12 protein-coding genes are annotated in these 16089 nt (G+C 31.5%); 3 read left to right on the forward strand and 9 right to left on the reverse strand.

Going from position 1 to position 16089, the window contains the following annotated elements; translation table 11 throughout:
* Window positions 1–32: 32 nt before the first annotated feature.
* The 7 genes from HNV10_RS09250 to HNV10_RS09280 all read right to left on the reverse strand — a co-directional run bounded on the left by HNV10_RS09250 (window position 33) and on the right by HNV10_RS09280 (window position 7695).
* Entirely contained in the window at window positions 33–1271 is a 1239-nt protein-coding gene (locus HNV10_RS09250) for a DUF1015 domain-containing protein (protein ID WP_173301071.1), read from the reverse strand.
* A gap of 1 nt (window position 1272) precedes the next feature.
* Complete coding sequence (locus HNV10_RS09255) at window positions 1273–1902, reverse strand: M23 family metallopeptidase (RefSeq protein ID WP_173301072.1); 630 nt, start codon at window positions 1900–1902, stop codon at window positions 1273–1275.
* Between the two features lie 38 nt (window positions 1903–1940).
* A complete protein-coding gene (locus HNV10_RS09260; protein ID WP_173301073.1) occupies window positions 1941–2831 on the reverse strand; it encodes a 3-hydroxyacyl-CoA dehydrogenase family protein in 891 nt (296 codons plus the stop codon).
* A gap of 36 nt (window positions 2832–2867) precedes the next feature.
* The gene (locus HNV10_RS09265) at window positions 2868–3521 is read right to left on the reverse strand and encodes a hypothetical protein (RefSeq protein WP_173301074.1); all 654 of its coding nucleotides are present in this window, start codon (window positions 3519–3521) and stop codon (window positions 2868–2870) included.
* Window positions 3522–4481, reverse strand: a complete 960-nt coding sequence (locus tag HNV10_RS09270; protein WP_173301075.1) for a Gfo/Idh/MocA family protein — start codon at window positions 4479–4481, stop codon at window positions 3522–3524.
* A 219-nt stretch (window positions 4482–4700) separates the two neighbouring features.
* Window positions 4701–5066, reverse strand: a complete 366-nt coding sequence (locus HNV10_RS09275) for a hypothetical protein (RefSeq protein WP_173301076.1) — start codon at window positions 5064–5066, stop codon at window positions 4701–4703.
* A 79-nt stretch (window positions 5067–5145) separates the two neighbouring features.
* The gene (locus HNV10_RS09280) at window positions 5146–7695 is read right to left on the reverse strand and encodes an ATP-dependent Clp protease ATP-binding subunit (protein WP_173301077.1); all 2550 of its coding nucleotides are present in this window, start codon (window positions 7693–7695) and stop codon (window positions 5146–5148) included.
* Between the two features lie 274 nt (window positions 7696–7969).
* On the opposite strand from HNV10_RS09280, the gene gyrA reads away from it, so the two are divergent.
* Both gyrA and HNV10_RS09290 read left to right on the forward strand, forming a co-directional pair.
* Window positions 7970–10522, forward strand: a complete 2553-nt coding sequence (gene gyrA, locus HNV10_RS09285) for a DNA gyrase subunit A (protein WP_173301078.1) — start codon at window positions 7970–7972, stop codon at window positions 10520–10522.
* Window positions 10523–10551: 29 nt separating this feature from the next.
* Window positions 10552–11844: a tetratricopeptide repeat protein gene (locus HNV10_RS09290; protein WP_173301079.1), complete on the forward strand. Its 1293-nt coding sequence runs from the start codon at window positions 10552–10554 to the stop codon at window positions 11842–11844.
* A gap of 61 nt (window positions 11845–11905) precedes the next feature.
* Here HNV10_RS09290 and HNV10_RS09295 read toward each other — a convergent pair whose 3' ends face one another.
* Both HNV10_RS09295 and HNV10_RS09300 read right to left on the reverse strand, forming a co-directional pair.
* Entirely contained in the window at window positions 11906–12655 is a 750-nt protein-coding gene (locus tag HNV10_RS09295) for a C40 family peptidase (protein ID WP_173301080.1), read from the reverse strand.
* A 9-nt stretch (window positions 12656–12664) separates the two neighbouring features.
* Window positions 12665–13843 (reverse strand): acetyl-CoA C-acyltransferase, encoded by a 1179-nt coding sequence (locus tag HNV10_RS09300; protein ID WP_173301081.1) that lies wholly within the window; start codon window positions 13841–13843, stop codon window positions 12665–12667.
* A gap of 114 nt (window positions 13844–13957) precedes the next feature.
* Between HNV10_RS09300 and HNV10_RS09305 the strand changes: the two genes are divergently transcribed.
* Window positions 13958–16012, forward strand: a complete 2055-nt coding sequence (locus HNV10_RS09305; RefSeq protein WP_173301082.1) for an HD family phosphohydrolase — start codon at window positions 13958–13960, stop codon at window positions 16010–16012.
* Window positions 16013–16089: the final 77 nt, after the last annotated feature.

A 16089-nucleotide genomic window follows, 5' to 3' on the forward strand; every position in this document is an offset into this window, starting at 1 on the left:
TTTATTTTGAATAATTGTTATTTTTTTCAGAGTTAATACTCATATATAGTTATCGCACTTCTTAATTTTGGTAAAATATAGGTGCTTTTTGGTGGCATACGTAATCCTTGATCAGCAATTTGTTTCATTTGTTCTACATTAGATGGACACATGCCAAAGCCAACTTTATATTCACCACTATCGACACTACTTTTAATGGTAATCATTTCATGTTTACCATTGACATAAGAGATTCTGTTATCTTTTCTTAAATCTTCAATACCTAAAATAGGTTGAAGTATGGTTTTGTATAATAATTGTGCATCTAATCGGTCTAAAGCTGTTTTAAAATTGTAATTCGTTTTTCTTAAATATAAAGAATAAAATTCTCCATCTAAGTACATACTAAAATGATGTGGTTTTGATGGGTTATAAGGTATTAAGCCTCTATTTTCAATACGATAAGATGTATCTAGCTTAATTAAAAATTCTTCTTTTGTTAGACCGTTTAAATCTTTAATTAGTCTATTAAACTCTTGAATAACCAAATCAGATTCAGGAATTAAATAAGACATAAAAAAGTTATAAGATTCTTTTCCGTTGTGGTTTGGATTCTTGGCTTTTTCATCTTTATATAGCAAATAAGACGAAGCTGATCGATGATGACCATCAGCTATATAAACAGTATCCATTTTGCTAAATTCTTTTTGAATAGTTTTAATAGTTTCTATAGCATCTATTTTCCATAAATAATGTGTATCTCTATAGGTCATTGTAAATTCAAACTCAGCATAACCTTTTTGTGTTTCCTTAATAATCTGTGCAATTGTAGGATTATCAGGATAGGTGAGAAGCACAGGTTCTGCATTAAAACCTACGGTTTGTAAATAATTTTTGAAGGTTTCTTCGCGTTTAGCAATAGTTTCTTCGTGTTTCTTTATTCTGTTTTTTTCGTAATCTTCAGCGCTTGTTGCAGCAATGATTCCATTAAAAACTTGTCCATGTCTATTTACAATTTTATAAACATAAAAAGAAGGTTTCTCATCTTGTACAAAAACACCATCTTCCTTAAATTCTAAATATCTATTTTTTACAAGTTTATAGCGTTCTTCACCTGTAACTTCTTGTGCGTATTTGTAACCAGGATTTATAATATGAAGAAAACTATATGGATTATAGGCCATGCGAGATTCTCGCTCATCTAAAGTATAACTTTGATAAGGGCGTGAAGCAACAAGACCAACAATTGCTCTTGTTGGTTTAACGGCTTTAAATGGAATAATTTTAACCACTCTAGTTTCTGTTTTTATTAATAAAATTTGTTGGATTTAAATATCCAGTTGTGTCTGTAGAATAGCCAGAACCAATATCTAAATCTACTTTATTTCTAATTTCTAGATGAAGATGTGCAAAATATGCACCATTACAATTTCCTATAGTAGCAATCTTTTCTCCTTTTTTAATAAATCGATTAGAGTTTACTAAAATAGAATCGCAATGCGCGTAAATTGACTTGTACAATTTTTTATTATGTAAATGAACAATTCGTATAACTTTTCCCCAGCCACCTTTATAATCTTTTACTTCACTTATATACCCATTTGCAATAGAATATATTGGGTCTCCAAAATCCGTGTTGCCACCATTTTCACCATTCCAATCATCGCCTAAATGGTTGTTTTCTTGAAATTTTTGAGCATTATAATAGCCTTTGGCATTTGGTTTTCCTACAGGGAAATCAAAGCCTTTGGCCACAAAAGTTGTATCATTTTTAAACCGAGTTTTATAATTATTTTTTTCTGTAAAAACAGGTGATGTATCTGTTGAGTAGGCATTTATTGGGTCATCAGCTATTTGTATGGCATTGTCTTTACAAGACCAAAATATAAAGCAGACAAAACAATAAATTACAGGATATTTCATAAGTAGAAATAGTATTCAAAATAGTATAAGTATTCTGTTTACTTTACAAACTGTTTAGAAACTTTTTCAGCTTTTCTACTTTCTGAATAATCGTAAAAACCTGCACCAGATTTTACACCTAATTTACCAGCCATAACCATATTAACAAGCAATGGGCAAGGTGCATATTTAGGGTTTTTAAATCCATCGTACATTACATTAAGGATGGACAGGCAAACATCTAAACCTATAAAATCGGCTAGTTGCAATGGACCCATTGGATGTGCCATTCCTAATTTCATAACGGTATCAATTTCTTCAACACCAGCTACACCATTATATAATGTTTCAATAGATTCGTTAATCATTGGCATTAAAATACGGTTAGCTACAAAACCAGGATAATCGTTAACCTCTGTTGGTACTTTGCCTAAGGTTTTAGATAATTCCATAATCGTAGAAGTTACCTCATCACTAGTGTTGTATCCTCTAATTATCTCAACTAATTTCATAATTGGTACCGGATTCATAAAGTGCATACCAATAACATTCTCTGGTCTTGAAGTCACTGCAGCAATTTGCGTAATAGAAATAGAGGATGTGTTGGTTGCTAAAATGGTATCATTGCTACAAATATCACTTAATTGCTTAAATATTTTAAGTTTTAAATTTAGATTCTCTGTTGCAGCTTCAACAATTAAATCAGCATTTTTAACCCCTTCTTCTGTATTTGTAAACGTTTTAATGTTACCTAATGTAATGGCCTTGTCAGACTCGCTAATTTTTTCTTTAGCTACCATGCGATCTAAATTCCTGGCAATGGTATCCATGCCTCGTTTAAGAGAGTCTTCACTAATATCAATTAGTTTAACGCTAAATCCAGATTGTGCAAATGTGTGAGCAATTCCATTTCCCATGGTTCCTGCACCTATAACTGCTATATTTTTCATATTAATATATATGTTTTAAATGATGAAATTCTAAGATTAATTATCGCTTATTAATTCTTCTCCATGATAAGGACAGAATTTCCAACTACCATTATGTTTTTTATTATCAATAGGGCATTTTTTCTCTCTAACTAAAGAGGGTAGCGGTAAGTTGTATTCAAAACTAGAATTATTAAAATTAAGTTGAAAAACTGTTTCCTTTGTAGGGGAAATAGCATCACTGAAGGTATTGTCAAAAACGAAAAACTCAATATTTTCACCGACTTCACCTAACATTTTACTAAAAGTTGGTTTAAGCACATCTATCATAGATTGAATTTCATCAGAATAAGATTTTAGAGGCTTATAAGAATTGTTATTAACAACTAACTCTAAGTCTAAAATTTTATTTTTCTTAATTCCAGAGAACGCAGTTAATTCGGCATCAAGTAATATAAAGAGTGAATAATCTTTGAATATAGTGCTGATTTCATCTATTAAGGCTTGTGTGCCAAGAGGACTATCTTTTAAGGCAACTTCCCAATATACTTCAGGTAACCACCATACTTGTTTCATATTTTGTCCAGTTTTCTCAGTTTGAATTAAATCTTTAACTAAGGTCATTAAATCTGGATTCTTATTTTTGTTTTGAGAAAATGCTATTGAAATATAAAAACAAAATGCTATAAATATTAGGTTTTTTTTTATCATTTAAAATTGATTAATAATCATATTAGCAACTCGCAATGCTTCTGTACCATCATGCAATGTAACAATTGGTTTCGTGTTGTTATTAATGGCGTCAGCAAACGTTTCTAATTCATCTAAAATAGCGTTATTGTTTGCTATATCTGGATTGTCAAAATAGATTTGTTTTTTAATACCTTCGGCATTTTGAAGAATCATATCAAAATCACCTGGATTATCTGGTGCGTCTTTCATTTTTACAACCTCACATTTCTTTTCTAGAAAATCTACTGATATATAAGCGTCTTTTTGAAAGAAACGTGTTTTACGCATGTTTTTTAAAGAAATTCGGCTTGCCGTTAAATTGGCCACACAACCGTTTTTAAATTCTATACGTGCATTGGCAATATCTGGAGTTTCGCTTACAACAGAAACTCCACTCGCAGAAATATGTTTTACAGGTGACTGCACAACACTTAATATAATATCTATATCATGAATCATTAAATCTAAAACCACAGGAACATCCGTGCCACGAGGGTTAAATTCTGCTAGTCTATGACATTCTATAAACATTGGATTTTTAATTTGGTCTTTAACGGCTATAAATGCAGGATTAAAACGCTCTACATGTCCAACCTGACCTTTTACACCATGTTCTGCAACCAAAGTTCTAATGGTTTCAGCTTCTTCTACTGTATTGGTAATTGGTTTTTCTATAAAAATATGCTTTCCTTTTTTTATAGCAACTTTAGCACAATCATAGTGAGAAAGTGTAGGTGTTACAATATCAACCACATCAACAGCTTCAATTAAATCGTCTATAGAATCAAAATATTTATAACCAAATTCGTCTACGACAAGTTTTGCATTTTCTGGATCTGCATCGTAAAAACCGATAAGATCAAATTTACTAGATTGGTTGAGTAACCTTAAATGTATTTTTCCGAGGTGACCAGCACCAAGAACACCAGCTTTTAGCATGTTTTTCTGTTTTTAGCAAAAATAGTCGTTTTCAATTAGAAATTGAAAAAAGAAAATGCAAAATACTGCGAATTTAATATCGACTAAATTTATAAGTTTAGTTAGTCTTTTAGATAGCTATTTATAAATTTAAAACTAGTAATTATTTATTACAAACAACTAGGTTATATTATTAAATTCTAATAATTAGTTGATTATATAATTACAATTGAATTAATATCATTTTACCATTTCCTCAGCCCAGACAATTGCATCTTCAATATTTCTAAATATTTTGAAATCTTTTTCAAAAAAAAGTTTCTCTATTTGTGCATTACCAATCACTTTAGCGTTATTAGAGACTATAGCAAGCCCTTGTAAATTTTTAATCTTTACAGTTTCAAAATAGATTTTTGGATCAACGGAATAAGAATTTATTCTGTTAGAAATATAAACGAATGGTTGATTTTGAAAATGGGATTCTGCAATTTTTGCGAGGATGTCATGCTGTTTTAATCTTAGGTCAACACCTTCATTTACAACAACTATTACATATTTATCAAAGATTGACATCTGACAAAAGTCATAAGTAAGGGATTCTCTCATGTTTAAGTTTGGTTAGGGATCGTCAATATAAAAAAAAAACTCCTTCTATTAGAAGGAGTTTTTTTAAAATTTAATCTTTTTAAGATTCTGTTGTCTTACCAGAAGATTTTATCTTAATACTTAATTCGTCATTTTTTTCGTCTAAGTCCATTACAATGGTATCACCTTCATGAATTTTTGAATTAATGATTTCCTCAGCTAATGCATCTTCTACATATTTCTGAATAGCCCTATTTAATGGTCTTGCTCCATATTGTTTATCAAAGCCTTTTTCAGCAATATAATCTTTTGCTTTGTCTGTAAGGTTAAGAGCGTATCCTAAACCTTTTATTCTTTCGATAAGTTTAACTAATTCTATATCAATAATTTTATTAATATCTTCTTTTTCTAGAGCATTAAAAACAATTACGTCATCTATTCTATTTAGGAATTCTGGAGCAAATGCTTTCTTTAAGGCATTTTCTATAACAGCTTTAGCATGGTCAGATTCTTGAGCAATGGCTGCTGAAGTACCAAAACCTACACCAGTTCCGAAATCTTTTAGTTTTCTTGCGCCAATATTAGATGTCATAATAATGATAGTATTTCTAAAATCAATTTTACGTCCTAAACTATCGGTTAAATAACCATCATCTAACACTTGAAGTAGCATGTTAAAGACATCTGGATGTGCTTTTTCAATTTCATCTAATAAAACGACAGCGTAAGGTTTACGTCTTATTTTTTCAGTTAATTGTCCACCTTCTTCATATCCTACATATCCTGGAGGTGCACCAATTAAACGTGAAATTGCAAATTTTTCCATGTATTCACTCATATCTATACGTACAAGAGAGTCATCACTTTCAAATAATTCGCGAGCTAAAACTTTAGCTAATTGTGTTTTACCTACACCTGTTTGACCTAAAAATATAAATGAACCTATTGGTTTATTAGGATCTTTAAGTCCTGCTCTGTTTCTTTGTATAGCTTTTACAACTTTAGCAACAGCTTGGTCTTGTCCAATAACTTTCCCTTTAATTAACTCAGGTAATTGAGATAGTTTTGTGATTTCGGTTTGTGCAATTTTGTTAACAGGTATACCTGTCATCATAGAAACGACATCTGCAACATTATCTTCTGTAACAATTTCTTTATGTTGTTTGGTTTCTTCTTCCCATTTTTCTTGGGCAGTTGCCAATTCTTTTTCTAGTCGTTTTTCATCATCTCTAAGCTTTGCAGCTTCTTCATATTTTTGTTTTTTAACAACTGTATTCTTGGTTTCTTTAACTTCTTCAAGTTTCTTTTCTAGTTCTAGAATTTGTTTTGGTACATCAATATTAGTGATATGAACACGCGAGCCTGCTTCATCTAAAGCATCAATAGCTTTGTCTGGAAGAAAGCGCTCTGTCATATAACGATTAGTTAATTTAACACAAGCTTCTATAGCTTCATCTGTATAACTTACATTATGATGTTCTTCATATTTTCCTTTTATATTATTAAGGATTTCTATTGTTTCTTCTACAGAAGTTGGTTCTACAATTACTTTCTGAAAACGACGTTCTAATGCGCCATCTTTTTCAATATATTGTCTGTACTCATCTAGAGTAGTAGCACCAACACATTGTATTTCTCCTCTTGCTAATGCTGGTTTAAACATGTTGGAAGCATCTAAACTACCAGTTGCGCCACCTGCACCAACTATGGTATGAATTTCATCAATAAAAAGAATAATATCATCATTCTTTTCGAGCTCGTTCATAACGGCTTTCATACGTTCTTCAAACTGTCCTCTATATTTAGTTCCGGCGACTAAACTTGCTAAATCTAAAGTGACAACACGCTTATTAAATAAGGTACGTGATACTTTACGTTTAACTATTCTGAGTGCAAGTCCTTCTGCAATAGCAGATTTACCAACACCAGGTTCACCTATTAATAAAGGGTTGTTTTTCTTTCTTCGACTTAAAATTTGAGATACACGTTGTATTTCTTTTTCTCGACCTACAACTGGATCTAATTTACCTTCTTCTGCAAGTACAGTTAGGTCTCTTCCAAAATTATCTAAAACAGGTGTTTTAGATTTTTTGTTTGTTTTGCTTGCTTGTCCTCCAAATGGATTTTGCTTTGCCTCTTCTTCTTCGTTTATATCATCGTCAGAAAACGACTCTGCTTTTGGAGTTTCTAAATAATCATCTTCGCTAGTTGCCATAGATTTAAATTCTTCTTTTACGTTATCATAATCTACTTTAAGCTTGTTTAAAAGCTTAGTTGTTGGATCATTTTCATTTCTTAAAATGCACAATAATAAATGTGCTGTATTTATTGAGGTGCTTTGAAACAATTTAGCTTCTAAAAACGTTGTTTTTAATGCACGTTCTGCTTGCCTTGTTAAATGCAAGTTCTTTTTTTCGTTAGATGTTGTAACGATATTTGGATTAGCAGGACTTAAAATCTCTACTTTACGCCTTAAATGATTAAGGTCTACTTCTAATGCACCTAAAATATCTATTGCTTTACCATTGCCATCTCTTAATAAACCAAGCATTAAATGCTCAGTTCCTATAAAATCATGACCTAATCGTAAAGCTTCTTCTTTGCTATAAGCTATAACATCTTTAACTCTTGGGGAAAAATTATCATCCATACTATATTCCTTTCTGCTTTAAAAATAATAAAAACATATTAGGTAGACGGCAAAAATCATACCTTAAATTATATGTTTAATTAATGTTGTAAACGAAGAGAGTAAAAAAGGGATTTAAATCAAAGAAAAATAGTAGATACTTATTAACTAAAAAGATATCAAATATTGTTAATAAAAAAACCTAAAAAGCAAGTCGAATTTGTTTAGAAACAGTGGTATTTTGGTTATATTAGCACGTTATGAAAAATCACAAAAAAACTAATTAATTTTATATATGGCAGAAGGAGAAAAACTCATTCCAATTAACATTGAAGACGAAATGAAATCGGCTTACATTGATTACTCAATGTCGGTCATTGTGTCACGTGCGTTACCAGATGTAAGAGATGGTTTAAAACCCGTTCATAGACGTGTACTTTATGGTATGCATGAGCTAGGTATTAGAGCAAATAGTGCACATAAAAAATCAGCAAGAATTGTAGGTGAAGTTTTAGGAAAATACCATCCGCATGGTGATACTTCGGTTTATGATGCAATGGTACGTATGGCTCAAGAATGGAGTTTACGTTACATGTTGGTAGATGGACAGGGTAACTTTGGGTCTGTAGATGGTGATAGTCCAGCAGCAATGCGTTATACAGAAGCAAGAATGCGAAAGATATCTGAGGATATGTTAGCAGATATTGATAAAGAAACTGTAGATCACAAATTAAACTTTGATGATACGCTTAAAGAACCTACAGTTTTACCAACACGTATTCCTGGTCTTTTAGTAAATGGAGCTTCTGGTATTGCGGTTGGTATGGCAACTAATATGCCACCTCATAATTTAACAGAAGTTGTAAACGGAACAATTGCATTTATTGAGAATAATGATATAGAGATTGATGAATTAATGCAACACATTAAAGCTCCAGATTTTCCTACAGGCGGAACAATTTATGGTTATGATGGTGTAAAAGAAGCTTTTCATACTGGTCGTGGACGTATTGTAATGCGTGGAAAAGCAATAATTGAAGAAGTACAAGGTAGAGAATGTATCGTCGTTTCTGAGATTCCTTATCAAGTTAATAAAGCAGATATGATTAAGAAAACTGCTGATTTAATAAATGATAAGAAAATGGAAGGTATTTCTTCTATTCGTGATGAGTCAGATAGAAACGGTATGCGAATCGTTTATGTATTAAAGCGTGATGCTATTCCTAACATTGTTCTTAATAAACTGTATAAATATACAGCGCTACAAACGTCTTTTAGTGTAAATAATATTGCACTAGTTAATGGTCGTCCTCAGTTATTAAACTTAAAAGAATTAATTCATTATTTCGTAGAACATAGACATGATGTTGTTGTTAGACGTACTACTTATGAATTACGTAAAGCAGAAGAACGTGCTCATATTTTAGAAGGTTTAATTATTGCATCAGATAATATTGATGAAGTAATTAAAATTATACGTGCATCATCTAATGCAGATGAAGCTCGTAACAACTTAATTGAGCGTTTTAAACTGTCAGAAATTCAGGCAAAGGCTATTGTTGAGATGCGTCTGCGTCAGTTAACAGGTTTAGAGCAAGATAAGTTGCGTGCTGAATATGAAGAAATAATGAAAACCATAATAGATCTTAAAGATATCTTAGATAAGAAAGATCGTAGAATGGATATTATTAAAGGAGAACTAGAAGTTGTTAGAGATAAGTATGGTGATGATCGTCGTTCTGCAATAGAATATGCAGGAGGAGATTTAAGTATCGAAGATATGATACCAGATGCACAAGTTGTAATTACAATTTCTCATGCTGGTTATATTAAACGTACTTCGCTTACAGAATATAAAACTCAGAATAGAGGAGGAGTTGGCCAGAAAGCATCAACAACCCGTAATGAAGATTTCTTAGAGCATTTATTTGTTGGTACAAACCACCAATATATGTTATTCTTTACTCAAAAAGGAAAATGTTTCTGGATGCGTGTATATGAAATTCCTGAAGGATCTAAAACTTCAAAAGGTAGAGCAATTCAGAATTTAATAAATATTGAGCAAGATGATAAAGTGATGGCTTTTATTTGTACTCAAGATTTAAAAGACGAAGATTATATTAATAGTCACTATGTAATAATGGCGACAAAACAAGGCCAAGTTAAGAAAACATCTCTAGAGCAATATTCTCGTCCAAGATCTAATGGTATTAATGCTATTACTATTAAAGAAGATGATGTTTTATTAGAGGCTAAATTAACTACAGGTGAAAGCCAAGTGATGTTAGCTTTAAAGTCTGGTAAAGCCATTCGTTTTGAAGAAGCCAAGACAAGACCAATGGGTAGAAATGCCTCTGGTGTTAGAGGAATTAGACTTCAAGATGAAAAAACAGATGAAGTTATTGGGATGATTGCCGTTGACGATATGGAAAGTAACATTCTTGTTGTTTCTGAAAATGGATATGGAAAACGTTCTAGCTTAGAAGATTACAGAATTACCAACAGAGGTGGAAAAGGTGTAAAAACAATTTCTATCACCGAAAAGACTGGTAATTTAGTATCAATTAAAAATGTAACCGATGAAGATGATTTAATGATTATCAATAAATCTGGTATCGCTATTAGAATGGCAGTAGCAGATTTACGTGTTATGGGTAGAGCAACTCAAGGTGTAAAATTAATTAACCTTAAAGGAAATGACTCTATTGCAGCTGTTGCTAAAGTGATGAAAGATGATGATGAAGATTTAGAAAATATTGATGCAGAAGAAACTAATGGTGATTCTGTTGATAATCAAGATTCTAATGAAGATGGCACGGCTATTGATAATAATGAAACCGAAAACTAATATTTAACAAAAAAACTATTTATTACAAGATGAAAAAATTAATGACATTAGTGCTATTATTTGCAGTTGGTTCAATGTCCTTTGCTCAAAAGAATGAGTTAAAAGCAATTGAAAAAGCACTTAAAGATGTAAACTTCTTAGACGCCAAGGCAGCGGTAAAATCTGCCGAAGCTTTAATTGGAAATATGGACGATAAGTCTAAAGCGAAATTTTATTACTTAAAAGCACAGGCATTATATGCCAATGGCGCAGGATCAGATGCTAATATTGATTCTGCAATTGAAACTTTAGACGAATTAAAGACATTAGAGTCATCAATTGGTAAGCTAAAATACACAGAGCAAGCCAATGAGATGAAATCTAAAATGTTTAATACCTTTATTACAAAAGCAAATGAAGCTTTTAATAGTAATAACTTCGATGCAGCGGCAGATAGATTTGAAAAAGTTTATAGAGTATCACCAAAGGATACTTCTTATTTATACAGCGCAGCATATTCATCAATTAAAGCTAACGATTATCCAAAAGCTTTAGGCTACTATATTGAACTAGGAGATTTAGGTTATACAGGTATAACTACAAATTATTTTGCTACCGACAAAGAAACAGGTGAAGAGGTGTTATTTGCAGATAAGGCAGGACGAGATTTTAATGTTAACATAGCGAAAACGCATATAAAACCTAGAGATGCCAAAGCTGAATCTAGACGTTCAGAGATAGTAAAGAATATTGCTTTAATTTATGCAGATCAAGGTGAAAGTGAAAAAGCATTAGCGGCAACTGTTGCAGCAAGAGAAGAAAACCCTGATGATTTGGGATTAATTGTTGTACAAGCACAAACTTATTTAAAATTAGGAAATAAAGATAAGTTTACGGAATTGATTGACGAAGCTTCTGTAAAGGCAGATGGAAATGCAGAGTTCTTATATAATTTAGGCGCTTTATTAGCAGAGTCTGATAATAATGAAGAAGCTAAGAAATATTATAAAAAATCTTTAGAAATTGACCCAAATTACAATAATGCTAACTTAAATATGGCATTTGTTATTTTATCTGATGAGGCCAAGTATATTGAAGAAATGAACGCTATTTTAGAAAGTAATTCTCCAGATTATAATAAATACGACGCAATTAAGGCAAAAGTAAATAATCTTTATTTAGAGGCTATTCCTTATTTAGAAAAGTCATTGAGTTTAAATGAAACTGTTAATACAGCAAAAAATTTAATGAATTTATATAGTGCAATAGGAGATACTGATAAATATAAAGCAATGAAAGCTAAACTCGAAGATATGGAAGCGGCAGCAGCTGGTGGAAATTAATTTTAGAGAATAAAAGTTCAAATTTGTGAATAAAAAAAGCGACTAATTTTAGTCGCTTTTTTTATATTATTTTTTTTATCACTCGGAGTTTATGAGTATGTGCATTCTTTTCTTTGTTGTATATGCCACTATGGTCTAAACGGTCAATTCTTACTTTCCCGTGTGCGTGAATAATATAATTATCTTTCATTATTATACCTACATGAGTGATATGGCCTTCTGCATTATCAAAAAAAGCTAAATCACCTGGTTCACTTTCTTCTATAAAACTTAAAGCTTCTCCTTGAGTTGCTTGTTCTGAAGCATCTCTTAGTAGTTTGTAACCATTAAGTTTATATACCATTTGAGTAAAACCAGAACAGTCAATACCAAATGGTGTTTTGCCTCCCCAAAAATAAGGCGCATTTAAATATAAGAAAGATGTTGTTATAATATTTTCTTTTGCACTATTTGATTTTATAGTAGAGCCATCAAAATGATGTTTTAACACTTGTAAACCATTAAGGTTTGACCCAACAGGAATTGGGTACAAATTGTTGGATTCGTCCGTAACAAACTCAATTAAATCTTTAGATAAATTAATATCTGAAGAAAGAATCTCATTATAGCTAGACTCTTCAATTTCTAAGTATTGTTTATTATCTATCCAACCTTCATAATTATCAAAAGCAAATCGAACACGACTCCATTTTTTACGTTGTTCCAATACTTTAAAAACATCACCATATAAGGCTTGTGTTACCATTTCACTGATATCACTAGGTTCAATTCGTATAGGTACAATGCCAAGATTGCAAATGCCGTATTGCATAAAATTTGGTTAAGCTCGTTCTAATATTAAAGCAGATGCACCACCACCACCATTGCAAATAGCAGCAGCTCCTAGTTTAGCATTATTTTGATGTAAAACGTTAATTAATGTTACTAGAATTCTAGCACCAGAACATCCTAATGGATGACCCAAAGAGACAGCTCCTCCATTAACATTAACATTGCTGTCATCTAATCCTAAAATTTTCATATTTGCCAAACCAACTACAGAAAAAGCTTCGTTAAATTCAAAAAAATCAACATCACTTAATTCTAAATTTGCTTTTGCTAATGCTTTAGGTAAAGCTTTTGCAGGAGCAGTAGTAAACCATTCAGGTTCATGCGCAGCATCAGCATAACCTTTAATGGTTGCTAACGGTTTTAAACCTAGTTCAATTGCTTTCTCTTTACTCATTAGTATTATTGCAGCAGCACCATCATTAATTGTAGACGCATTTGCTGCTGTAACTGTTCCGTCTTTAGTAAATGCAGGTCGTAAGGCAGGAATTTTATCTATTTTTACATTAGTATATTCCTCGTCTGTATCAACAATAACAGGTTCTCCTTTACGTTGAGGTACTTCGACAGAAATAACCTCTTCTTTAAATTTACCAGAATCCCAAGCTGCTTTAGAACGTTCATAAGATTGAATAGCGTATGCATCTTGGTCTTCTCTAGAGAATTTGTACTCAGTGGCACATGCGTCTGCACATACTCCCATTGCATTTTTATCATAGGCATCAACTAAACCATCTTTTTGCATACCATCTTCTAGCGTAGCCGGTCCGAATTTTGTACCAGAACGTGCATGATAATAATGAGGTATAGCGCTCATATTTTCCATTCCGCCAGCAACAATAACATCAGCATCGCCTAATTGTATGGATTGCGCTGCTTGCATTACGGCTTTCATACCAGACGCACAAACTTTATTAATTGTAGTGCAAGGTACTGTATTAGGTAAGCCAGCATAAATTGCAGCTTGCCTTGCAGGAGCTTGCCCTGTACCAGCTTGTACAACATTGCCCATAATGACTTCGTCAACCATGTCTGGCTTTAGGTTTATTTTGTCTAAAGCGCCTTTAATAGCAGTTGCTCCTAGTCTAGGTGCAGGCACAGAAGATAAACTTCCTAAAAAACTTCCAATTGGTGTTCTTACAGCAGAAACGATAACGACTTCCTTATTCATAATAAATACGTTTGATGTTATTTGTTGCGAAATTAAACATTTTTTGAGAGATTTTAGAATGTATTATTGATATTAGCCTTCTAAAATTTTAATATTTATTACATTTGATTGTATATGAATGCATTCCTCAATAAATGGTATAAAAATCATGCCTTAGGCTATAAAATATTGCTGTACTTAGTTACAACCTTATTTATAGTTTACTTATTTCCTAAAACAGGGAAATTTAGATATTCCTTTGAAAAAAGTAAACCTTGGCAATCCGAGAATTTATATGCTCCTTTTAATTTTGCGATTAAGAAATCTAGTGATGAAATAGAAAAGGAAAAACGTGAAATTAAAGAACAGAGTCAAGTTTATTTTGATATAAATAAGGACATAAAATCTCAGGTTTTATCGGATTATCAAGTTAGATTTAATCAAGTCTTTAAAGATTCTAATGCAGTTGTTAGTATTAAGAATTCTAATTTATATGCCAAAGGAAAGTCAATAATAAATAAATTGTATAATCCTGGAATTTTAGATTTAGAGTATGGATACTCTGATGACAGAACAATAGTTTTGGCAATATCTAATAAAGTGCAGAATGAGCTGCAATATGGCAGCATAAATCAATTAGGAGAGCTTAGGGAACTTATAGAAAAGGATTTAGGGAATAGTTTATATGAAGACGAAAAAAAACGAATGATTTCAATTTTTTTCGATGTCATAAAACCTAATATTAGTCTTAATAAAATTTTAAGCGACAAAGTTCTTGAAGAAGAATTGTCTAAAATATCATTAACACGAGGTCAAATTGAAAAAGATCAGTTAATTGTTTCCAAAGGGCAAGTTATAGAATCGGATCAATATGACATCTTAAGTTCTTTAAAATCTGAGTATGAATCACATATATGGAATACTAAGAATTATAATTGGGTTCTTGTAGCTTATACACTTTTGGTTGCATTAGCATTGTTAATGCTTCTATTATTTCTTAGAAAATATAGAATTGAAGTATTCTTAGATAACACTAAGGTTACCTTTATATTTTTCAATATAGCATTGATGATTCTGTTAACGACTTTAGTTATCAACTTTAATTCTCAATATATATATGTAGTGCCTTTATGTATTTTACCGTTAGTATTAAAAGCTTTTTTTGATGCTAGATTAGGCTTATTTGCACATGTACTTACTGTATTACTTTTAGGTTTTATTGTGCCTAATAGTTATGAGTATATGTTTCTTCAAATCATTGCAGGTATGGTTACAATTTTAACGGTTTCAGAATTATACAAAAGAGCAAATCTATTTATATCTGTTGGGCAAATTACATTTATTTACATCATTGCATACTTTGCTTTTTTTGTAATTCACGAAGGACAGTTAACAGGTATTAAATGGGAAACTTTTGGGTTATTTGTTCTATGTGGTTTAGCTACGCTTTTTGTACAGCCATTAATTTATATGTATGAAAAAATATTTGGTTTAGTATCAGATGTTTCACTATTAGAGCTCTCAGACACAAATTCTAAATTATTAAAAGAATTATCTAATAGAGCCCCAGGAACTTTTCATCATTCATTAAATGTTGCAAATTTAGCAGAGGCCTCTGCTAATGAAATTGGGGCCAATGCAATGTTAATTAGAGTGGGTGCTTTGTATCATGATATTGGTAAGATGAAAAACCCTACCTATTTTACAGAAAACCAAAGTACTGGTATAAATCCTCATGATGAATTATCTAGTAAAGAGAGTGCGAAAATTATAATTAATCATGTTATAAATGGTATAGAAACGGCTAAAAAGTATAAACTGCCGGATCGTGTTATAGACTTTATAAGAACTCACCATGGAACGAGTTTGGTTTATTATTTTTATATGAAAGAAAAAGCGACTAATGAGCTTGTTGATATTAAGAATTTTACTTATCCAGGACCTAAACCTTTTAGTAAAGAAACTGCTATTTTAATGATGTGTGATAGTGTAGAGGCTGCCTCAAAGAGTTTAAAGGAGCCAACTAGTACTAAGATTAATGACTTTGTTGAAAATATTATAAATAAACAAATGGAAGCCGGTCAATTTTTAAATGCTGATATTACTTTCAAAGAGATACAATCTATTAAAAAAGTTTTAAAGCATAAATTAGCAAATATCTACCATTTAAGGATTGAATATCCTGAGTAATCATTAGGCAAATTGTGCGTTCTTAATTAATAATTATAACTTAAAAAAGACCAACAGAATAAGAAACAAAAAAGCCT

This window comes from Winogradskyella litoriviva (assembly GCF_013249065.1).
GTDB lineage: Bacteria > Bacteroidota > Bacteroidia > Flavobacteriales > Flavobacteriaceae > Winogradskyella > Winogradskyella litoriviva.